Genomic DNA, 21,193 nt, shown 5'->3' with positions numbered 1-21,193 from the left:
CTTCGTCACTCGGTCACCCGGTTCAGACGCCGTACTCGTCCAGCGGCGGGCAGGAGCAGACCAGGTTGCGGTCGCCGTAGGCGCCGTCGATCCGGCTCACCGGCGGCCAGTACTTGTCGGCCGGGTTGACGCCGGCCGGGAAGACGGCCTCCTGGCGCGAGTAGCCGTGCGTCCAGTCGCCGGCCAGCACGCCCGCGGTGTGCGGGGCGTTGTGCAGCGGGTTGTCCTCCGCCGCCCACTCGCCCGAGCCGACCTTGTCGATCTCCGCACGGATCTCGATCATGGCCGCGCAGAAGCGGTCGATCTCGTACAGGTCCTCGGACTCGGTGGGCTCGATCATCAGCGTGCCGGCCACCGGGAAGGACATGGTCGGGGCGTGGAAGCCGTAGTCGATCAGGCGCTTGGCGATGTCGTCCACGGTCACCCCCGTCTCCTTGGTCAGCGGGCGCAGGTCGATGATGCACTCGTGCGCCACCAGGCCGCCGGGGCCGGTGTAGAGCACCGGGAAGTGCGGGGCCAGCCGCTTGGCGATGTAGTTGGCGTTCAGCACGGCCACCTGGGTGGCCCGCTTCAGGCCCTCGCCGCCCATCAGCCGGACGTACGCCCAGGAGATCGGCAGGATCGCCGCCGAGCCCCAGGGCGCGGCCGAGATCGGACCGACGCCGGTGGCCGGGCCGGCCTCCTCCTGCAGCGGGTGGTTCGGCAGGTACGGCGCCAGGTGCGCGCGGACCGCGACCGGGCCGACGCCCGGGCCGCCACCGCCGTGCGGGATGCAGAAGGTCTTGTGCAGGTTCAGGTGCGACACGTCCGCGCCGAACTTGCCCGGCTTGGCCAGGCCGACCAGCGCGTTCAGGTTGGCGCCGTCCACGTACACCTGGCCGCCCGCCTCGTGCACCAGGCCGCAGATCTCGGTGATCCGGGTCTCGTACACGCCGTGGGTGGACGGGTAGGTGACCATCAGCACGGCGAGCTGCTCGCGGTGCTGCTCGATCTTGGCCTTCAGGTCCTCGACGTCCACGTCGCCGTCGGCCAGGGTCTTCACCACGACCACCCGCATGCCGGCCATCACCGCGGAGGCGGCGTTGGTGCCGTGCGCCGAGGACGGGATCAGGCAGACGTCGCGCTGGGTGTCGCCGTTGGCCTGGTGGTAGGCGCGCACGGCCAGCAGGCCGGCGAACTCGCCCTGGGAGCCGGCGTTCGGCTGGATCGACACCGCGTCGTAGCCGGTCACCTCGACCAGCTGCTGCTCCAGCTGGCGGATCAGGGTCAGGTAGCCCTGGGCCTGCTCGATCGGCGCGAACGGGTGCAGCTGGCCGAACTCCGGCCAGGTGACCGCCTCCATCTCGGTGGTGGCGTTGAGCTTCATGGTGCAGGAGCCGAGCGGGATCATGCCGCGGTCCAGCGCGTAGTCCCGGTCGGAGAGGCGGCGCAGGTAGCGCAGCATCGCGGTCTCCGAGCGGTGGCTGTGGAAGACCGGGTGGGTCAGGTACTCGTCGGTGCGCAGCAGGCCGACCGGCAGCGTCTCGGCGGCCTCGGCCACCTCGGCGCCGACCACTCCGAAGGCGGCCCAGACGGTCTGCAGGTGCTCCCGGGTGGTGGTCTCGTCGCAGGAGATCGAGACGGTGTCGGCGTCCGCGAGGAAGAGGTTCACGCCCTCGGCACGGGCGGCGGCGACCACCTCGGCGGCCCGGCCCGGCACCTTCGCGGTGACGGTGTCGAAGAACTCGCCGTGCGCGAGCTCGACCCCGCCGGCCCGCAGGCCCTCGGCCAGCGCGGCCGCATAGCGGTGGGTGCGGCGGGCGATGTCGGCCAGGCCGTCGGGGCCGTGGTAGACGGCGTACATCGAGGCCATCACGGCGAGCAGCACCTGGGCGGTGCAGATGTTGCTGGTGGCCTTCTCGCGGCGGATGTGCTGCTCGCGGGTCTGCAGGGCGAGCCGGTAGGCGCGGTTGCCGTCGGCGTCCACCGAGACGCCGACCAGGCGGCCGGGCAGCGAGCGGGCGTACTCGGCGCGCACCGACAGGTAGCCGGCGTGCGGGCCGCCGAAGCCCATCGGCACGCCGAAGCGCTGCGAGGTGCCGCAGGCGATGTCGGCGCCCAGCTCGCCGGGCGACTTGAGCAGGGTGAGCGCCAGCAGGTCGGCGGCGACCGCGACGATCGCGCCCAGGCCGTGCGCCTGCTCGATCACCGGGGTGAGGTCGCGGACCGCACCGGAGGCGCCCGGGTACTGCAGCAGCACGCCGAAGACACCGCGCTCGGCGATCTCGGCCGGGATGCCGGCGGACAGGTCGGCGACGACCACCTCGACGCCGGTCGGCAGCGCGCGGGTGTTGATCACCGCGATGGTCTGCGGCAGGGTGTCGGCGTCCACCAGGAAGACGCCGCCCTTGACCTTGCCGACCCGGCGGGCCAGCGCCATCGCCTCGGCGGCGGCGGTGCCCTCGTCGAGCAGCGAGGAGCCGGAGGTGGGCAGGCCGGTCAGGTCGGAGACCAGGGTCTGGAAGTTGAGCAGCGCCTCCAGGCGGCCCTGCGAGATCTCCGGCTGGTACGGGGTGTAGGCGGTGTACCAGGCCGGGTTCTCCATGACGTTGCGCAGGATCACCGGCGGGGTGAAGGTGCCGTAGTACCCGAGGCCGATCATCGGGGTGAGCACCTGGTTGCTGCTCGCCAGCTCGCGCAGCTCGGCCAGCACCTGGGCCTCGCTGCGGCCGGCCGGCAGGCCCAGCGCGGTGATGCTGCGGATCGCCTCGGGGACGGCCGCGGTGGACAGGTCGGCCAGCGAGGCGTAGCCCACCTGGGCCAGCATCTTGGCCTGGGCGGCGGCGTCGGGGCCGATGTGGCGCGACTCGAAGGGGCTGGCCGCTTCGAGCTCGGCAAGGGTGGCGTTGCTGCTGGAACGACCGGCGGTCGGCTGGGCAGTCATGGTGGTCGAGGCCTCCTGGTCACGGACCGGCGGGGGCGCGCACGCACGGCCCTCGCCGCCTGGGGAGCGGAGCGGCCGGTGCGGACGGGCCCGACAGGCCTCCCCCTCTGTCATCGGGACCTGAGAGCTTCGCCCGCACGGGGCCGCGGGCCCCGCCGGCTTGCACCGTCGGTGAGGGTGGTCGCCTCCGGTTCCCTCACCGGTGGTCCTGCCCTGCTTTCCAGAGTGACCTATCCCACACGGTACGGATGCCTGAGAGATTCCGGGGAGGGTTTGCTCCTTCGGCGTCCCAGAGCCCTCGGATTCGAAGGCTGGGAACTCTCCCGTGCGGGTTCGGCGGTCGGGGCCCAGGGTACCAGCGGAGGCCTTGGTGAACACCGGTCAGGTAGCCGTTCCCGGTCCCCCGAATGGCCCGATGGCCTGCACCGATGGCCGATTCCGACTGGCCGCGCTCCGTTATGTGCCTTTTGGTGTGAATCGAAAGCGGTACCACCAGGAGGAACAGCGTGCAGACCGACATCGATCCCCGAGACCTGATCGGGCACAAGGCCGTCGACCGGAATGGCGACAAGATCGGCACGGTGGACGAGGTCTACCTCGACGACGCGACGGGTGAGCCCGAATGGGCGGCCGTCCGCACCGGGATCTTCGGCCGGGACGCCTTCGTCCCGTTGACCACGAGCGAGTTCTCCGGCGAGGAACTGCGCGTGCCCTACGACAAGTCGCTGATCAAGGAGTCGCCGGACTTCGGGGTCGGCCAGCACCTCTCACCCGCCCAGGAGCTCCAGCTCTACCGCTACTACGGGCTGGACTCCCCCGCCGACGGCGTGCCCACCGCCGACCGCGACTTCCCCACGAAGGCACCGGATCCCACTGTGACGACCACCACCGCCGCCCACCCGACCACCACGACCGCCGCGATGCCCGCGCCGTCCCCGGCCACCATCGGCCTGGACAAGCCGGTCGAGCCGGTGCCCGCGCCGCCGGCCCCCGAACCCGGGCAGGCCGCGGCCAAGGCCGCGCCCGACCAGGACCCCGGCAGCATGCCGCCGCCCGGCCCGATCGAGCTGACGCTGCGTGAGGAGCGGCTGGAGATCACCAACGAGTGGCATGTGCTCGGCACCGCCCGGATGCGCAAGTACGTGGTCACCGAGCCGGTGGAGCGCCGGGTCCAGGTGGTCAAGGAGCGGGTCCGGGTGGAGCGGGTGCCGGTGGGCGAGGCCGAGCGGGCCGCGCTCTCCGGGCAGGAGATCGCCGAGGCGGTGGAGGAGGTGACGCTGCGGGAGGAGCGCCCGGCCGTGCGCAAGTACCTGGCGCCGCTGGAGCGGGTCCGGCTGGTGGTGGAGCGGTACACCGAGGAGCAGGTGATCAAGGACGAGCTGCGCCGCGAGCAGGTGGAGATCCACGACGACACCGCACCGGCCGCGGCCGCGCAGCCGCCCCACGGGCAGAACGGCCAGCTCCAGCAGCCGGCCCCGTCGCACACGGTGCAGGCCCAGCCGCAGCACGCCGAGCCGATGGGCGGCGCCACGCACTGAGCCGCCCGACGGCCGTCGGCCCGGATCCGCTCCTGCGGGTCCGGGCCGACGGCCGTTGACGGGCCCTCAATCCCCGGGCCCCGAAGGTTCAGCACTCGATATTTGACAAAATGAAGCACTTCGCGGATTGTTACTTCAGTCGATTAACTGTCGTCTGCCTGAAGCAGTACCCACACTGCCGGGCCGACCCGTCGAAGGAGCCCATCCGTGAGTGAGGCCGCACAGCCCGCCGCCACGGCCGTGAAACCGAGCAGCGCCCGGGTGCTGCCCGCGCTGGTGCTGGCGATGCTGGCGTACAGCGTGATCCAGACCGCGGTCGTGCCGATCCTTCCGTCGCTCGCCAAGGAGCTGAAGGTCTCCGGCTCGGACATCACCTGGCTGATGACCGCCAACCTGCTCTCCGCCGCCGTGCTCACCCCGCTGCTCGGCCGCTTCGGCGACCTGCGCGGCCGCAAGCCGATGCTGCTGATCTCGCTGGGCGGCCTGGTGCTCGGTTCCGGCCTGGCGGTGGCCACCCACTCGTTCACGCTGCTGGTGGTGGCCCGCGTGCTGCAGGGCGCCGGCGGTGGCGTGCTGCCGCTGGCGATCAGCATCGTCCGCGACGAGCTGCCCAAGGAGAAGGTCACCGGCGGCGTCGCCGCGATCAGCGCCTCGATGGGTGTCGGCTCCGGCCTCGGCCTGGTCGCCACCGGCCTGCTGCTGGAGCACTGGGACTACAAGTCCATCTTCTGGATGGGCCTGATCGCCGCCCTGCTGGCGATGGCCCTGGTGATCTTCCGGGTGCCCAAGGACCCGGTGGTCGACCGGGCCGGCGGCGCCGACCCGCTGGGTGCGATCACCCTGGCCGGCTGGCTCTCCGCGCTGCTGGTCGCGGTCAGCCGCGGCAACGAGTGGGGCTGGACCTCCACCAAGACCCTGGGCCTGTTCGCCATCGCCGCCGTGGTCGCGCTGATCTGGGGCGTCATCGAGGTCAAGGTGGCCCACCCGCTGGTGGACATGAAGATGATGGCCCGTCCGGCCGTCGCCTTCACCAACCTGGCCGGCCTGATGATCGGCTTCGGCATGTACGGCTCGTTCCTGGTGATCAGCAACTTCACCCAGACCCCGCAGCAGCTGGCCCACTACGGCTTCACCGCGAGCGTGCTGCACGCCGGTGTGCTGCTGCTGCCCTCCGCGCTCGGCTCGATGGTCGCCGCCCCGGTCGGCGCCAAGCTGATCGGCCTGCGCGGCCCGCGCCTGCCGCTGGTGCTCGGCGGCGTCTTCGGCGCCGTGTCGATGGCCTACCTGGCCCTGCGGCACAGCGCCGAGGGTGACATCTACTTCGCCGCCGGCCTGTTCGGCCTGGGCGTCGGCCTGGCCTACGCGGCGATGCCCGCCTACATCAACGGCGCCGTCCCGGCCGAGCAGAGCGGCATCGCCAACGGCATGAACGCCGTGCTGCGCACCGTCGGTGGCGCGATCGGCACCGCGGTGATGGGCTCGATCCTGACCAGCGACACGATCAAGTTCCCGCCGCAGATCGCCGCCATGATCCCGGTGCAGATCCCGACCCTGGACGCCTACAAGCACGCCTACTGGGTCGCCGCCGTGATGTGCCTGGTGGCCGCCGTGGTGCCGTTCGCGATCCGCTCCGCCCGCCGGCCGTCCACCCCGGTGGCCGGCTCCCCCACCCAGGCCTCCGAGCCTGCCAGGACCGGCGCCTGACGAGGCAGCCGTAGCCGGGGAACGTCAAGGGATCGGCGCCCCCGGCCGACAGTGAGCCCCCGCCCGGCGACCCCGGGCGGGGGCTCACTGCTGTTCGACGGGCGGCCGCAGCGGCAGCGGGTCGGCAGGGGCCAGCGCCGGGTCGTCCACCTTGAAGGTGCGCACCCGCCCGGGCGGCGAGTCCGGCGTCTCGAACCGCACCGTCACCCGGCCCACCCCGCTGCCCTGCACCCAGCCCGCCCCGAGCTCCTCGTGCACCACGTCCTGGCCCGGCAGCCAGACCTGGGCGCGCACCGGCTGCCGGGACGAGGCGGTCGGCGCCGAGCCCTCCTGCTCGCCGCCGGCCTCCTCCTCGTCCTCGGCCAGCTCGGCGGCGGCCTGGGCGAACAGGTCCTCCTGGGTGTACTCGGCGAGCTGCGAGACGCCCACCCCGAGCAGCCGGATGCCGCCGGCCAGGCTCACCTGGTCGGCCAACCGGCGCGCGGTGGCGGCGATCACCCGGCCGTCGTCGGTCGGCCCGGCGAGCGTCTCCGAGCGGGTCAGCGTGGAGAAGTCGAAACGGCGGATCTTGATCACCACGGTCCGCCCTGAGCGCCCGGCCGCCTTCAGCCGCCGCACGCAGCGCACGGCCAGCCGGTCCAGCTCGAACAGCACCTGGTCGCGCTCCATCAGGTCCACCTCGTAGGTGTCCTCCACCGAGACCGACTTGGTGTCCCGGTCCGGCACCACCGGCCGGTCGTCCAGCCCGCGGGCCATCAGCGCGACGCCCGTGCCGTGCGCCCGGCCGAGCAGCCGGACCAGCTCCCCCTCGGACTGCTCGGCCACCTCGGCCACCGTCACCAGCCCCGCCCGGCGCAGCGCCTGCTCGGTGGCCGGCCCCACCCCCGGCAGCGCCCGCACCGCCATCGGCCCGAGCACCGCGCGCTCCTGACCCGGCGTCACCAGCACCAGCCCGTTCGGCTTGGCCTGCTCGGAGGCGATCTTCGCCATCAGCTTGGAGGAGGCGGCGCCGACCGAGGCGGTCAGACCGGTGCGCCGCTCGATGTCGGCCCGCAGGTCCTCGGCGATCGCCCGGACCAGCTCGGCCCCCTCGGCCGGCGCCACCCCGTCCAGCGCCGGCGCGAACTGGCCGGCCGTCAGGTCCACGTAGGCCTCGTCCACGCTGAGCTGCTCGACCAGCGGCGAGACCTCCCGGACCAGCGCCATCACCTGCTCGCTGAGGTCCCGGTAGGCCACGAACCGGGGCCACAGGTAGGCCGCGTTCGGGCAGAGCCGGCGGGCCACCGCGGTGGCCATCGCCGAGCGCACGCCGAACACCCGCGCCTCGTACGAGCAGGTGGAGACCACGCCCCGGTTGCCGAGCCCGCCGACGATCACCGGCTTCCCCCGCAGGCTCGGCTTGGCCGCCTGCTCCACCGAGGCGAAGAAGGCGTCCATGTCGAGGTGCAGGATGCTCGGCAGGGTGCGCACGCTCCGATCATCGCGCACCGCTGTGACAGGCGGGCCTCAGCGCCGCCCGGCCGCGTCCGCCAGTGCCTCGGCCACTCCGGGGTCGGTGGGGCCGAGCAGTGTCGGGTCGGGGTGGAAGGCCGCGCTGAGCATCGCCTTCCCGGCCCCCGGCAGCTCGCGGACCGTCCCCGCGTACCAGGTGGCGTCGTGCGGCTCGGCGGCGCCGACCGCGTAGGAGTCGATCCCGGCGGCCCGGCACAGGGCCAGCGCCCGGCGCACGTGGTAGTCCTGGCTGACCAGCACCGCGTGGTCCACCCCGAAGATCCGGTGCGCCCTGGTGCAGGAGTCCCAGGTGTTGAAGCCCGCGTAGTCGCGCACCACCCGGTCCGCGGGCACCCCGTGGTCCACCAGGTAGCTGTACATCACGCCGGGCTCGTTGTAGTTCGGGGTGCTGTTGTCGCCGGTCACCAGGATCGCCCGCACCTTGTCCGCCCGGTAGAGCGCCAGCGCGGTGTCCAGCCGGTGTGCCAGGTAGGCCGAGGGCTCGCCGTTCTCCACCCCCGCGCCGAAGACCACCGCGACCGGCTCGCTCGGCACGTCCGCCACGGTGCGGATCCGGGAGCTCTCCGCCAGGAACTCCCAGCCGCTGGGCACCAGGGCCAGCAGGGTGCCCAGCACCACCGCCTGGAACACCCGCCGCTGCCTGCGCCGCCCCCGCAACAGCCCGGACACCCGCATGATCGATCCCCTCCGCGGACCCCCCTGGCCCGTACATCCGTGCGGACGTGATCAGGCGGCCGATCGGTTCCGGGAGGCGGCCGGACGCGGCCTGAGGGGCCGTCAGGCGGACGGACGGGCACCGCCGGCGACGGGTCGTCAGACGGCGCGGTTGCGGCGCCGGGCGAGCTCGTCGCCCGGGTCCTCGCCGAGCAGCGTCTCGCCGGTGTCGGTGCGCTCGGCGTGCAACCGGCCGAGCGTGGTCTCCAGCTCCTGCCACACCGCGCCCACCGCGATGCCGAACACGCCCTGCCCGCCCTGCAGCAGGTCGACCACCTGCTGCGCGGAGGTGCACTCGTAGACGGTCGCGCCGTCGCTCATCAGGGTCAGCCCGGCCAGCTCGGAGAGCTCCATGGACTGCAGATGGGTGACCGCCACCCGGATGTTCTGCAGCGAGACCCCGGCGTCCAGCAGCCGCTTGACGATCTTCAGCACCAGCACGTCGCGGAAGCTGTAGAGCCGCTGAGTGCCGGCCGGGTAGGCGGTCCGCACGCTCGGTTCCAGCAGCCCGGTGCGGGCCCAGTAATCCAGCTGGCGGTAGGTGATGCCGGCCGCCGCACAGGCCGTCGGGCCGCGGTAGCCGAGCAGTTCGGAGGACGGCCCGATCCGCTCGATCGCGGGCTGGCCGGGCTGCACGGCCGGGAACCGGCCCACCCGGGGCAGTTCGGCCGGCGGTTCGGCGACCGGGAACTGCCGGGTGCCGGCCGGTCCGCGGCGCTCACGCGGCAGGTGGAGGGCGCACGGGCCCGTCATGGGAGCCTTGTCGTCGCTGCTCATGCCTGCCTCCGTCCGTCCCGTGCCCCGATTCCGGGATCGGGCGTCCCGGCTGCCAACCATGACGGTAGGCAGTCGTCCGAGACGCGTCAACGATCGCCACGCCGGGCCGACGAAACGACATCACCCCGTCGAGTGGTTTCGCGTGCCCCTAGTGTGGGTAGGACCGAACACTTTGGCAAAACAGCTGATCGAGTGCGGAGCGATCGGGACCGAACCACGGCCCCTGACCAGCCCGCCCGCCCTACTGGGCGTTGCCCCCGAAGTCCTCCGGCGAGACCTGGTCGAGGAACTCGCGGAACTTCTCCACCTCGTCCTCCTGCTCGTCCGGGATCGCGATGCCGGCCTCCGCCAGCACCGCCTCGGCGCCGTAGATCGGCGTCCCGGTGCGCAGCGCCAGCGCTATCGCGTCGGACGGACGGGCACTCACCTCGACCCCGCCGGAGAACACCAGCTCGGCGTAGAAGACGCCCTCCCGCAGGTCGGTGATCCGCACCTGGGTCAGCTGCTGCCCGAGCGCGTCGAGCACGTCCTTGAAGAGGTCGTGGGTGAGCGGGCGCACCGGAGTCATGCCCTGCTGGGCGAAGGCGATCGCGGTCGCCTCGCCGGGGCCGATCCAGATCGGCAAGTACCGGTCGCCCCCCACTTCGCGCAGCAGGACGATCGGCTGACTGGAGGGCATCTCCACCCGGACACCCACGACGTCGAGCTCATTCACAAGGCAACCCTATGACCCTGGACGCGGATAGGAAAGCGCGGCCCCACCGGGGCGCTACCGGGCCTGGCCACGCAGCCCCGCCTGGACCATGGTCGCGTGCAGCCGCACGGCCAGGGTGGCCAGTTCGCGTGCGGTGGTCTCGGCGTGCGCCCGGGTCTGCGGATTGCGGTGCCGGCGCAGCGGCGCGACCACCTGGTCCACCAGTGCGACCTCGCGTTCGGCGGCCGCCTTCACCTGGCGCAGGTGGCGCGGCTCCAGGCCGAACCGGCCGAGTTCGGCGACCAGCCGGGCGATCTGCAGGGTGTCCGCGTCGTAGCCGCCGTCCGGCCCCGCCACCACCAGGCCGTACGACTCCCACTCGGCCAGCTCGCGCTCCTCGGCGCCGGCCGCGGCGAGCAGCTCGGCCCGGCCCAGCCGGACCCCGCCGGGGGCGGGGGTGTCCAGCTCCCGGTCGGCCTGCTCCAGGGGCCCCGGCCGCTCACCCGCGGGGGGCAGCGCGGGTGGGGCTTCGCCGCGCTCGATCGCGTCCAGGTGCTCGCGGATGACTCGCAGCGGCAGGTAGTGGTCGCGCTGCATCCGCAGCACGTAGGCCAGCCGCTCGACGTCGGCCGGGCCGAACTTGCGGTAGCCGGACGGGGTCCGCTGGGGCTCGACCAGCCCCTCCGCCTCCAGGAAGCGGATCTTCGAGATGGTCACCTCGGGGAAGTCCTCGCGCAGGTAGGCGAGCACCGCACCGATGCTGAGCAGGTCACCGCCGCGCCGGTCGCCGGCCCGCTGCTGCGGGCCGACCGGGCGGCGGGGGGTCACGATCTGATTCGAGGTCATTCGAGCTCTCCTGCCGTCGTCCTGTGGAAACCCCCACCCGCCCGTGCCGGAGCCCGTCCCGTGCTCGGCGGCCGGTCCGACCTGGGTCGGACCGGCGGCGCCCAGCCGGTGCAGCTGCCTCAGTACCGCTGCGGTCCGGCGAAGAACACCAGGCGGTACTTGCCGATCTGCACCTCGTCACCGTTGTTCAGCGCGACCTCGTCGATCGCCTCCCGGTTGACGTAGGTGCCGTTCAGGCTGCCCACGTCGGCGACCGAGAAGCCGCCGGCCGGCTGCCGGCGGAACTCCACGTGCCGACGGGAGACGGTGACGTCGTCCAGGAAGATGTCGCCCTGCGGGTGGCGGCCGGCCGTGGTCACGTCGGCGTCCAGCAGGAACCGGCTGCCCGAGTTCGGACCGCGCAGCACGATCAGCAGCGCCGAGCCCGGGGGCAGCGCGTCGATCGCGGCGAGCACCTCGGGCGAGAGCGTCGGGGTGGCGCCGGTGCTGGTGGCGTTCGGGTCGTACGACTCCAGACCGGAGATCGAGATGGTCGAGGTGGTCTCGACCGAGCTCTCCGGACCCGCGACCCGCAGCGGCGTCCCGCAGTTGTTGCAGAACCGCGCGGTAGCCGGGTTGTGGTTGCCGCACCGCGGGCAGACGATCTGGCCGTGCATGTTCGCTGCCTCCTGGCGCGGCACTCCCCCTGGGACGTGCCCGGCGTAGGGATCCGGGGCAAACCCTCCACCAGAGGTTGAGGGTCCTGACGGGAAACCTATGCGCGGCGAACCCGAGGGGTCAACCGACGCGCCGTAGCCGCCGTCGCGGAAGAGCGGCCGGTCACCGGCGGTCTGGTAGCCGTCCTGGGGCGCCGAGCGCATCCCGGGGACCTGGCCCGTCTCCTCCTCCCGGCGGTGGCGCGCGGTGGGCGCCTCGACCGCCGCGGCGCGGCGGTTGTTGCGGCCGAACAGCTTCGAGAACAGACTCACGGGCGAATCCCCTTGCGTGAAACAGACCCGCCCGCGGGGCAGGGTGAGAACCTCGGACAGGCTGCGTGCCCGGCTGACGGCCGGAACATCGACAGTGGTGGTACTTCACAGTGTGGCCGACGCCGTTCCCGGTGCTCGCACCGGGGTTCGTCTGACGGCGCAGGTGAGGAGCGGTGCGGCCGACGGAGCGTCAGCGCGGGACCCCGGCGGAGCGGCGGGCGGCCCGTCACTTCGCCGCCGGCTTGGCGAACTGCTGTGGGGCGGGCGCCACGAGCGCGTCCACCGTCACCTTCTGCTGCTCCGAGATGTTGGTGGCCACCTGCTCTTTCTCCAGAGTACGGACGATGCCCCCCGGAATGTTCAGAGCAGGCGTCAGGTCCTGCGGGTCGCCGATCACCGTGAACCGGTACGGCTGCGCGACGGTCCTGCCGTCGATCTGCTCACCGCCCGATGGCAGGTCGGTGAAGTACGTGTGGGCCACCACGCGGACATCGTTGATCTGAATCGCCTCCGCCCCCGCCGCTCGGAGTTCCTGCAGGGTGTCCAGCAGCATATCGGCCTTGACCTGCCCCTGGGGGTCATCGACCGTCAGTACGATCCCCGGACCGGTGGCCTTCACCGTACCCGCCAGAACGCCGAGTTCCAGTGCCTTCTGCTTGGTCTGTTCCTCGGCCTCCTTCGCCTGGTTCGAGCTGGTCTGCAGCTGGGTCAGCGACTGGTCCAGCTGGGACTTCTCCTGCTGCAGGCGCTGCTGCCGGCTGTCCAGCTCGTCCAGGATCCGCACCAGGTCCTCCTGGCGGGCACCGCGCAGCGCGCTGTGGTCGTTGGTCGAGCGCACCTGGATCGCCAGGCCCAGACCGAGCGCGAAGAGCAGCAGGGCGACCACCAGCTGGCCCCGGGAGGCCCGGGGCGGCCAGAGCGCGCTGCGCAGGCGCTTGCGACCGTCCGACGACGGCTGGACGGGGTCGGCGGGCTCGGCGAGCCCCTCCTCCGGTTCCCCGGACTCGGCGGACTCCACGGACTCAGCGACCTCAGCGGGCTCGTCCGACTCACCGGACTCGACGGACTCAACGGACTCAACGGCACCGTCCGGCTCCGTGGACCCCACGGGCTCGTCGGACTCCGTCCCGGGCTGTATCTCTTCGGCCCCGGCCGGTACGGGCTCGGTCTCCGGATCCGCCGGCCCGGGCCGCTCCTGCTCGCTCGTCACCGCGCCGCCCTCAAGCCCGGAACACGTGGCGTCGGATCGCCGCCGCGTTGGAGAAGATCCGGACCCCGAGCACCACCACCACGCCGGTGGAGAGCTGCGAGCCCACGCCCAGCTGGTCACCGAGGAAGACGATCAGCGCGGCCACCATCACGTTGAAGAGGAAGGAGACCACGAAGACCTTGTCGTCGAAGACTCCGTCCAGCATCGCCCGCACCCCGCCGAAGACCGCGTCCAGCGCGGCCACCACGGCGATCGGCAGGTACGGCACCACGGCCGACGGCACCGAGGGCTGCACGAACAGCCCGACGACGACGCCTACCACCAGGCCCACTACGGCGATCACGGCTTGGATGCTCCTGTCCTGGAGGGCTTGGCCCCGGCCGACGGCGCGGCGCCGGCGGGCGTGGAGGAGGAAGGTGACGGGGGCGTCGAAGGTGAAGGGGGCGCGGGACTGTCCGGCGCGACCGGCACGGCCAGCCGCAGGGTGAACCCGACCGCCGCCGGCAGGTCCAGCGAGTGCTGCGGGCTGCTGGTCTCCTTGATGCCGAAGCTCTCCTGGAGGATCCGCAGGTAGCGTCCGCCCATGCTGTCCTGGAAGGCGCCGGGCAGCCGCTTCTCGTCCCCGATCGCCAGCAGGGTGTACGGCGGCACCAGCGGCCGGTTGTCCACCAGGATGGCGTCCCCGGCGGCCCGGATCGGCGAGAGCGCGGTGAGCCGCTGGCCGTTGATCGAGACCGCCTCGGCCCCGGCCTCCCAGAGGCCGTTGACGACCAGTTGGAGGTCCCGGTCGCGCAGCCGGCCACCGGTGAAGCCGTCGGCGGTGCGCGGGTCCACCGCGCTGCCGGAGCCGCTGTCGCCCGCGTCGTCGATCACCAGCTTCATGCCCGGCCCGGAGACCGCGCCGGTGCCGACGGCACCGTTCAGCGCCGTCAGTCCGCCGTCACCGCCGTTGCCGATCGCCCGCTGCTGCTCCTGCTCCACCTGGGTGCGGGCCGCCTCGACCTGCTTCTGCAGCTTGTCCGCCGCCGCGGTCGAGTCGTTGACCCGCTGCACTAGGGCGTCGTGCTCCTTGGCCAGCACCGGTTCGTCGTTCTGCGCGGTCACCCCACTGACCGTCACCACCACGGCCGCCAGCGCCAGGCCGAGCGCGAGCACCAGCTTGCCGCGGGTGCTGACGGGCAGCCGACTGCGCCCCTCCGCTCCCCTGGCCCGGGCGGCGGCCGCGTAGCCCTCGTCCAGGCTCTGGTCCATCACCATGGTCAGCAGCGTCATCGAGGCGTCGGGGCGGATGTACCGGCCGTCCCGTCGGTTCGGTGATCGCGTCGCTGGCATGCCGGACATCGTCGCACGGCACGGCACCGCCGGGCGAACGCCCTCCGTTCGGGTGAACGTCCGTCCGACGGTGTTTCACCGTGCCGCTACAGGCTGCGCTTGTACACGATTACCGCCCGGCGCCGTCGACCACCGCCGCCCACTCGTCCAGCAGGCCCTGGGTGGCCTCGTCGTCCGGGCCCTCGGCCCACAGGTGGGTGACCGCCTCGGCCGGGTCCGGCAGCACCAGGGTCCACCGGCCGTCCGCCTCGACCACCCGCACGCCGTCGGTGGTGTCCAGCCTGCGGTTGCCCGCCGCCTCGACCACCGACCGCATCACCATGCCCTTGGCCGCCCATGGAGTGGCGATGTCCCGCCGGCCCATGTGGGCCTGCGGGATCCGGGCGTCGATCTGACTGAGGGTCAGCTGAGTGCGGGCCACCAGGCCGACCAGCCGGACGAAGGCCGCCGCACCGTCCAGCAGACCGCCGCTGAACTCCGGCACCACGTAGCCGCCGCGCCCGTCGCCGCCGAAGATCGTGCCCTCGGCCGCGGCCGCCTTGGCCAGGTCGTCCAACGAGGTGCTGGTCCACCGCACCTGGGTGCCGTGGTAGGCCGCCACCTGCTCGGCGATCCGGGTGGTTGTCACCGGCAGGGCCACCTGGCCGCTGCGCCGTTCGGCGGCGACAAGGTCGAGCAGCACCAGCAGTGCCCGGTCGTCGTCGATCACCCGGCCCAGCTCGTCGACGAAGGAGACCCGCTCGCCGACCGTGTCGAAGCGCACCCCGAAGGCCGCGCGGGAGGAGGCGACCAGCGCACCCAGCCGGGCCAGGCCGGCCCGGCGCTCCTCGGCGTCCTCGGTCGGCCGGGCCTCGTCCAGACCGCTGTTGACGCTCAGCGCCTCGACCCCGAGTCGGCCGAGGATGCTCGGCAGCACCAGGCCGGCGCTGCCGTGCGCGGTGTCCACCACCACCTTGAGCCCGGCCTCCCGGACCCCGCTGGTGTCGATGGTCCGCAACAGGTTGCCCGCGTACGAGTCGAAGACGCTGGACGGGAAGGTCAGGTCGCCGATCTCGCCCGGGAACGCGCGGCGGAACTCCTGCCGGGCGTAGACCCGGTCGAGCTTGCGCTGCCCGGCCTGCGACAGGTCGGCGCCGCGCTCGTCGAAGAACAGGATGTCCAGCGAGTCCGACACGCCCGGGGTGGTGCGCAGGAAGATCCCGCCCGCGCTGCCGCGCGCCGTGTGCTGCCGGGCCACCGGCATCGGCACGTTCTCCAGGTCGCGGACGTCGATCGCACTGGTCTGCAGCGCGGAGATCATCGCCCGCTTGAGCGCCCGCGCACCACGCGAGTGGTCACGGGCGATGGTGACGGTGGCGCCCTTCTTCAGCGTGGTCGCGTAGGCGCCGGCCAGCCGGACCGCGAGCTCCGGGGTGATCTCCACGTTGAGGATCCCGGAGACGCCGCGGGTGCCGAACAGGTGCTCCTGGCCCCGCGACTCCCAGATCACCGAGGTGTTGACGAAGGCCCCGGCCTCGATGGTCTTGAACGGGTAGACCCGGACGCCGGTCGCGATGATCGACTCCTCGCCGATCAGGCACTCGTCGCCGATCACCGCACCGTCGTCGATCCGGGCCGCGCGCATCACGTCGGTGTTCTTGCCCACCACGCAGCCGCGCAGGTTGGTCTGCGGGCCGATGTACACGTTGTCGTGCACCACGGCCTTGTGCAGGAACGCACCGCGCTTCACCACGACGTTGCTGCCGAGCACGGTGTGCTCGCGCAGCTCCACGCCGGCCTCGACCTTGGCGTAGTCACCGATGTAGAGCGGGCCGCGCAGGATCGCCTCCGGGTCCACCTCCGCACCCTCGGCCACCCAGACACCCGGAGAGATCTCGAACCCGTCGAGCTCGACCTCGACCTTGCCCTCCAGCACGTCGGCCTGGGCCTTGCCGTAGCTCTCGTGGGTGCCCACGTCCTCCCAGTAGCCCTCGGCGACGTAGCCGTAGACCGGCTTGCCCTCCTTGAGCAGCTGCGGGAAGACGTCACTCGACCAGTCCACCGAGGTGCCGGCCGCGACGTAGTCGAAGACCTCCGGCTCCATCACGTAGATACCGGTGTTGACGGTGTCCGAGAAGACCTGACCCCATGTCGGCTTCTCCAGGAACCGCTCCACCCGACCCTCGTCGTCGACGATGGTGATTCCGAATTCAAGTGGATTGGGCACCCTGGTGAGGCACACGGTGACCAGTGCGCCCTTCTCCCGGTGAAAGGCGATCAGCTCGGAAAGATCGAAATCCGTCAGTGCGTCACCGGAGATCACCAGGAACGAGTCGTCGCGGAGCGCGTCCTCCGCGTTCTTGACGCTCCCGGCAGTGCCCAGTGGAATCTCCTCGTTCGCGTAGGTGAGGTTCATGCCAAGATCCTCACCGTCCCCGAAGTAGTTCTTCACCAGCGAGGCGAGGAACTGGACGGTGACCACCGTGTCGGTGAGGCCGTGCCGCTTGAGCAGCCTGAGCACGTGCTCCATGATCGGACGATTGGCGACCGGCAGGAGCGGCTTCGGCATGCTGGAAGTCATCGGTCGGAGACGAGTTCCCTCGCCTCCTGCCATCACAACGGCTTTCATTGCGGGTGCGTCCTCCTTCGCGGCAATGGACTCCTCGTCCATCAAACCGTTCCAGGACTCATCTACCCGGATGAAATGATCCGACGCGCGGGTCCGACGATTAACTCGGCCCGATTAGCCGCGCGCTAGCCGGACGTTACCCCGGCGGCCTTGACGATCTGTCGCGTCTGCATCGCGTAGAGGATCGCGGCCCACCAGTAGAGCACCGTCCCCCACCCGATGAATGCCCAGCTGACCACCGCCGCGGTGCTGTGGATCCACCCGCTTCCGTGCCCCAGCAGCAGAAGCGGAAAGGCGTACATCAGATTGAAGGTCGCCGCCTTGCCCAGAAAACTCACCTGCAACGGCCCGTAGCCGTGCCGGTTCAGAATCGGCAGCAGCGTGCTGATGAAGACGTCGCGGGCCAGCAGGATCGCGGTCAGCCACCACGGCAGGATGCCGCGCCAGGTGAGGCCCAGCAGGGTGGAGAAGATGTAGAGGCGGTCGGCCAGCGGGTCCAGCAGCTGGCCGAGCCGGCTGATCTGCCCCCAGCGCCGGGCCAGCTTTCCGTCGAGGTAGTCGCTCACCCCGCTGAACAGCAAGATCAGCAACGCCCAGCCGTCGTTCTTCGGGCCCCCGAACTCCGGCCAGAGAATGAGCCAGAGGAAGACCGGCACCCCGACCAGCCGGGCCATGCTCAGCAGGTTCGGGATGGTGAGGACGCGGTCGGTCTGGACTCGCGTCTCCTGGACCTCCACTCGGGGGCCTCCTCTGTACGGTACGGCGACGGTGCTGGGCCGACTTTACCCGGCCCCATCCGGAAACGCGAAGAAGCCCCCATCACCAAGTGATGGGGGCTTCTTCTGAAAGATTGTTCGGCGGCGTCCTACTCTCCCACAGGGTCCCCCCTGCAGTACCATCGGCGCTGTAAGGCTTAGCTTCCGGGTTCGGAATGTAACCGGGCGTTTCCCTCACGCTATGACCACCGAAACACTATGAAACTGTCAACCGCACCCACCCAACACTAACGGTGGGGGTCGTTGTTTCAGAACAACACAGTGGACGCGAGCAACTGAGGACAAGCCCTCGGCCTATTAGTACCGGTCAGCTCCACCCCTTACAGGGCTTCCACATCCGGCCTATCAACCCAGTCGTCTACTGGGAGCCTTACCCTCTCAAGGAGGTGGGAGTGCTCATCTCGAAGCAGGCTTCCCGCTTAGATGCTTTCAGCGGTTATCCCTCCCGAACGTAGCCAACCAGCCATGCCCTTGGCAGGACAACTGGCACACCAGAGGTTCGTCCGTCCCGGTCCTCTCGTACTAGGGACAGCCCTTCTCAACACTCCTACGCGCACAGCGGATAGGGACCGAACTGTCTCACGACGTTCTAAACCCAGCTCGCGTACCGCTTTAATGGGCGAACAGCCCAACCCTTGGGACCTACTCCAGCCCCAGGATGCGACGAGCCGACATCGAGGTGCCAAACCATCCCGTCGATATGGACTCTTGGGGAAGATCAGCCTGTTATCCCCGGGGTACCTTTTATCCGTTGAGCGACGGCGCTTCCACAAGCCACCGCCGGATCACTAGTCCCTGCTTTCGCACCTGCTCGACCCGTCGGTCTCACAGTCAAGCTCCCTTGTGCACTTACACTCAACACCTGATTGCCAACCAGGCTGAGGGAACCTTTGGGCGCCTCCGTTACTCTTTAGGAGGCAACCGCCCCAGTTAAACTACCCACCAGACACTGTCCCTGATCCGGATCACGGACCCAGGTTAGACATCCAGCACGACCAGAGTGGTATTTCAACGGCGACTCCACAATGACTGGCGTCACTGCTTCAAAGTCTCCCACCTATCCTACACAAGCCGAACCGAACACCAATATCAAGCTATAGTAAAGGTCCCGGGGTCTTTCCGTCCTGCTGCGCGAAACGAGCATCTTTACTCGTAATGCAATTTCACCGGGCCTATGGTTGAGACAGTCGAGAAGTCGTTACGCCATTCGTGCAGGTCGGAACTTACCCGACAAGGAATTTCGCTACCTTAGGATGGTTATAGTTACCACCGCCGTTTACTGGCGCTTAAGTTCTCAGCTTCGCCCCATCGAAACAGAGCTAACCGGTCCCCTTAACGTTCCAGCACCGGGCAGGCGTCAGTCCGTATACATCGCCTTACGGCTTCGCACGGACCTGTGTTTTTAGTAAACAGTCGCTTCTCGCTGGTCTCTGCGGCCGGCCCCAGCTCAAGCAGCAAGTGCCATCACCAGTTCCGGCCCCCCTTCTCCCGAAGTTACGGGGGCATTTTGCCGAGTTCCTTAACCATAGTTCACCCGAACGCCTCGGTATTCTCTACCTGACCACCTGAGTCGGTTTGGGGTACGGGCCGCCATGAAACTCGCTAGAGGCTTTTCTCGACAGCATAGGATCATCCACTTCACCACAATCGGCTCGGCATCAGGTCTCAGACTATATGTCGTGCGGATTTGCCTACACGACGTCCTACACCCTTACCCCGGGACAACCACCGCCCGGGCTGGACTACCTTCCTGCGTCACCCCATCGCTCACCTACTACCCTGTTGGATCAGCGGCTCCACCACGTCCCTTCGTCCGAAGACTCCAGGCCGGCTTCACGGCTTTAGCATTCAGAGGTTCAGCGTTGGCGCTTCAAAGCGGGTACGGGAATATCAACCCGTTGTCCATCGACTACGCCTGTCGGCCTCGCCTTAGGTCCCGACTTACCCTGGGCAGATCAGCTTGACCCAGGAACCCTTGGTCAATCGGCGCAAGAGTTTCCCACTCTTGTATCGCTACTCATGCCTGCATTCTCACTCGTATACCGTCCACGACTCGATTCCTCGGCCGCTTCACCCGGCACACGACGCTCCCCTACCCATCACAGCGGGCGTTGGCCCTCATGCTGCAATGACACGACTTCGGTGGTGTACTTGAGCCCCGCTACATTGTCGGCGCGGAATCACTTGACCAGTGAGCTATTACGCACTCTTTCAAGGGTGGCTGCTTCTAAGCCAACCTCCTGGTTGTCTCTGCGACTCCACATCCTTTCCCACTTAGCACACGCTTAGGGACCTTAGTCGGTGTTCTGGGCTGTTTCCCTCTCGACCATGGAGCTTATCCCCCACAGTCTCACTGCCGCGCTCTCACTTACCGGCATTCGGAGTTTGGCTAAGGTCAGTAACCCGGTGAGGCCCATCGCCTATCCAGTGCTCTACCTCCGGCAAGAAACACGCGACGCTGCACCTAAATGCATTTCGGGGAGAACCAGCTATCACGGAGTTTGATTGGCCTTTCACCCCTAACCACAGGTCATCCCCCAGGTTTTCAACCCTGGTGGGTTCGGTCCTCCACACGGTCTTACCCGCGCTTCAACCTGCCCATGGCTAGATCACTCCGCTTCGGGTCTTGGGCATGCAACTCAACCGCCCTATTCGGACTCGCTTTCGCTACGGCTACCCCACACGGGTTAACCTCGCTACACACCGCAAACTCGCAGGCTCATTCTTCAAAAGGCACGCAGTCACGGCCCGCCAGCAAGCTGACGAACGACGCTCCCACGGCTTGTAGGCACACGGTTTCAGGTACTATTTCACTCCGCTCCCGCGGTACTTTTCACCATTCCCTCACGGTACTATCCGCTATCGGTCACCAGGGAATATTTAGGCTTAGCGGGTGGTCCCGCCAGATTCACACGGAATTTCTCGGGCTCCGTGCTACTTGGGAGAAGCTCAAGTGAGCCGTACAGATTTCGCCTACGGGGGTCTTACCCTCTACGCCGGACCTTTCGCATGTCCTTCGACTATCCATACGGTTTCTGACTCACCCAGCCGCCGGCAGACGACTGAAGAACTTTCCCACGACCCCGAAGTGGCAACCCCTGCCGGGTCTCACACCACTACGGTTTAGCCTCATCCGGTTTCGCTCGCCACTACTCCCGGAATCACGGTTGTTTTCTCTTCCTGCGGGTACTGAGATGTTTCACTTCCCCGCGTTCCCTCCACATACCCTATGTGTTCAGGTATGGGTGACAGCCCATGACGACTGCCGGGTTTCCCCATTCGGACACCCCCGGATCAAAGCTCGGTTGACAGCTCCCCGGGGCCTATCGCGGCCTCCCACGTCCTTCATCGGTTCCTGGTGCCAAGGCATCCACCGTGCGCCCTTAAAAACTTGGCCACAGATGCTCGCGTCCACTGTGCAGTTCTCAAACAACGACCAGACACCCACACTCGACACCCGAAGGCACCTCACATGGGACCGGCACTGAGACAACGTTTCCGTTCCCTCAGGACCCAACAACGTGCCCGACACACCAGCATCAACATCCGCGTTCCACGCCCCGAAGAGCAGTACTGACGAACCATCAACCA

At 69.4% G+C, this 21,193-nt stretch carries 14 protein-coding genes, 2 rRNA genes and 1 riboswitch; of the genes, 2 read left to right on the top strand and 14 right to left on the bottom strand.

All coding sequences use genetic code 11. The annotated features are described in order from the left end of the window. Positions 1-22: 22 nt before the first annotated feature. The gene (gene gcvP / locus FHX73_RS25210) at positions 23-2,923 is read right to left on the bottom strand and encodes an aminomethyl-transferring glycine dehydrogenase (protein ID WP_145907230.1); all 2,901 of its coding nucleotides are present in this window, start codon (positions 2,921-2,923) and stop codon (positions 23-25) included. 230 nt (positions 2,924-3,153) lie between these two features. After that, positions 3,154-3,259, bottom strand: a riboswitch (glycine riboswitch). Positions 3,260-3,429: 170 nt separating this feature from the next. Here gcvP and FHX73_RS25205 point away from each other — a divergent pair. Further along, positions 3,430-4,461: a PRC and DUF2382 domain-containing protein gene (locus tag FHX73_RS25205; RefSeq protein WP_145907228.1), complete on the top strand. Its 1,032-nt coding sequence runs from the start codon at positions 3,430-3,432 to the stop codon at positions 4,459-4,461. A gap of 207 nt (positions 4,462-4,668) precedes the next feature. Beyond that, positions 4,669-6,165 (top strand): MFS transporter, encoded by a 1,497-nt coding sequence (locus FHX73_RS25200; protein WP_145907226.1) that lies wholly within the window; start codon positions 4,669-4,671, stop codon positions 6,163-6,165. A gap of 84 nt (positions 6,166-6,249) precedes the next feature. Here FHX73_RS25200 and FHX73_RS25195 read toward each other — a convergent pair whose 3' ends face one another. The 13 genes from FHX73_RS25195 to FHX73_RS25135 all read right to left on the bottom strand — a co-directional run bounded on the left by FHX73_RS25195 (position 6,250) and on the right by FHX73_RS25135 (position 20,999). Continuing rightward, entirely contained in the window at positions 6,250-7,635 is a 1,386-nt protein-coding gene (locus FHX73_RS25195) for a DNA polymerase IV (protein ID WP_145907224.1), read from the bottom strand. Between the two features lie 36 nt (positions 7,636-7,671). Continuing rightward, positions 7,672-8,352, bottom strand: a complete 681-nt coding sequence (locus FHX73_RS25190) for a SanA/YdcF family protein (RefSeq protein ID WP_145907222.1) — start codon at positions 8,350-8,352, stop codon at positions 7,672-7,674. Between the two features lie 138 nt (positions 8,353-8,490). Continuing rightward, positions 8,491-9,144: a MerR family transcriptional regulator gene (locus tag FHX73_RS25185; RefSeq protein ID WP_145908513.1), complete on the bottom strand. Its 654-nt coding sequence runs from the start codon at positions 9,142-9,144 to the stop codon at positions 8,491-8,493. Positions 9,145-9,409: 265 nt separating this feature from the next. Then, positions 9,410-9,883: a bifunctional nuclease family protein gene (locus FHX73_RS25180; RefSeq protein WP_145907220.1), complete on the bottom strand. Its 474-nt coding sequence runs from the start codon at positions 9,881-9,883 to the stop codon at positions 9,410-9,412. A gap of 54 nt (positions 9,884-9,937) precedes the next feature. Beyond that, positions 9,938-10,708 (bottom strand): transcriptional regulator FtsR, encoded by a 771-nt coding sequence (gene ftsR / locus FHX73_RS25175; protein WP_145907218.1) that lies wholly within the window; start codon positions 10,706-10,708, stop codon positions 9,938-9,940. Positions 10,709-10,827: 119 nt separating this feature from the next. Beyond that, positions 10,828-11,676 carry an FHA domain-containing protein gene (locus tag FHX73_RS25170; protein WP_145907216.1) on the bottom strand — a complete coding sequence of 283 codons (849 nt, stop codon included), beginning with the start codon at positions 11,674-11,676 and terminating at the stop codon, positions 10,828-10,830. 226 nt (positions 11,677-11,902) lie between these two features. After that, on the bottom strand, positions 11,903-12,694 hold the full coding sequence (locus FHX73_RS25165) for a DUF881 domain-containing protein (protein ID WP_342795317.1): 792 nt from the start codon (positions 12,692-12,694) through the stop codon (positions 11,903-11,905). Positions 12,695-12,896: 202 nt separating this feature from the next. Next, the gene (locus tag FHX73_RS25160; protein WP_145907214.1) at positions 12,897-13,229 is read right to left on the bottom strand and encodes a small basic family protein; all 333 of its coding nucleotides are present in this window, start codon (positions 13,227-13,229) and stop codon (positions 12,897-12,899) included. Further along, complete coding sequence (locus tag FHX73_RS25155; protein WP_145907212.1) at positions 13,226-14,227, bottom strand: DUF881 domain-containing protein; 1,002 nt, start codon at positions 14,225-14,227, stop codon at positions 13,226-13,228. Before FHX73_RS25155 ends, FHX73_RS25160 begins: the two co-directional genes overlap by 4 nt. Before the next feature lie 100 nt (positions 14,228-14,327). Then, positions 14,328-16,826: a sugar phosphate nucleotidyltransferase gene (locus FHX73_RS25150; RefSeq protein WP_145907210.1), complete on the bottom strand. Its 2,499-nt coding sequence runs from the start codon at positions 16,824-16,826 to the stop codon at positions 14,328-14,330. A 125-nt stretch (positions 16,827-16,951) separates the two neighbouring features. Further along, positions 16,952-17,563, bottom strand: coding sequence for a cardiolipin synthase ClsA (gene clsA, locus FHX73_RS25145; RefSeq protein WP_145907208.1), 612 nt, complete (start codon positions 17,561-17,563; stop codon positions 16,952-16,954). 115 nt (positions 17,564-17,678) lie between these two features. Further along, positions 17,679-17,795, bottom strand: a 5S ribosomal RNA gene (gene rrf / locus FHX73_RS25140). 84 nt (positions 17,796-17,879) lie between these two features. Continuing rightward, positions 17,880-20,999: ribosomal RNA gene (locus tag FHX73_RS25135) — 23S ribosomal RNA — on the bottom strand. Positions 21,000-21,193: the final 194 nt, after the last annotated feature.

The sequence above is a fragment of the Kitasatospora viridis genome, from assembly GCF_007829815.1.
GTDB lineage: Bacteria > Actinomycetota > Actinomycetes > Streptomycetales > Streptomycetaceae > Kitasatospora > Kitasatospora viridis.
This window is presented reverse-complemented; position numbering and strand designations above follow the sequence as displayed.

What these genes read in the sequence shown, in the direction of transcription:
- gcvP (WP_145907230.1), bottom strand. Translation starts at nt 2,923, where the DNA reads ATGACTGCCCAGCCGACCGCCGGTCGTTCCAGCAGCAACGCCACCCTT.
- FHX73_RS25190 (WP_145907222.1), bottom strand. Translation starts at nt 8,352, where the DNA reads ATGCGGGTGTCCGGGCTGTTGCGGGGGCGGCGCAGGCAGCGGCGGGTG.
- FHX73_RS25185 (WP_145908513.1), bottom strand. Translation starts at nt 9,144, where the DNA reads ATGACGGGCCCGTGCGCCCTCCACCTGCCGCGTGAGCGCCGCGGACCG.
- ftsR (WP_145907218.1), bottom strand. Translation starts at nt 10,708, where the DNA reads ATGACCTCGAATCAGATCGTGACCCCCCGCCGCCCGGTCGGCCCGCAG.
- FHX73_RS25155 (WP_145907212.1), bottom strand. Translation starts at nt 14,227, where the DNA reads ATGTCCGGCATGCCAGCGACGCGATCACCGAACCGACGGGACGGCCGG.
- FHX73_RS25150 (WP_145907210.1), bottom strand. Translation starts at nt 16,826, where the DNA reads ATGAAAGCCGTTGTGATGGCAGGAGGCGAGGGAACTCGTCTCCGACCG.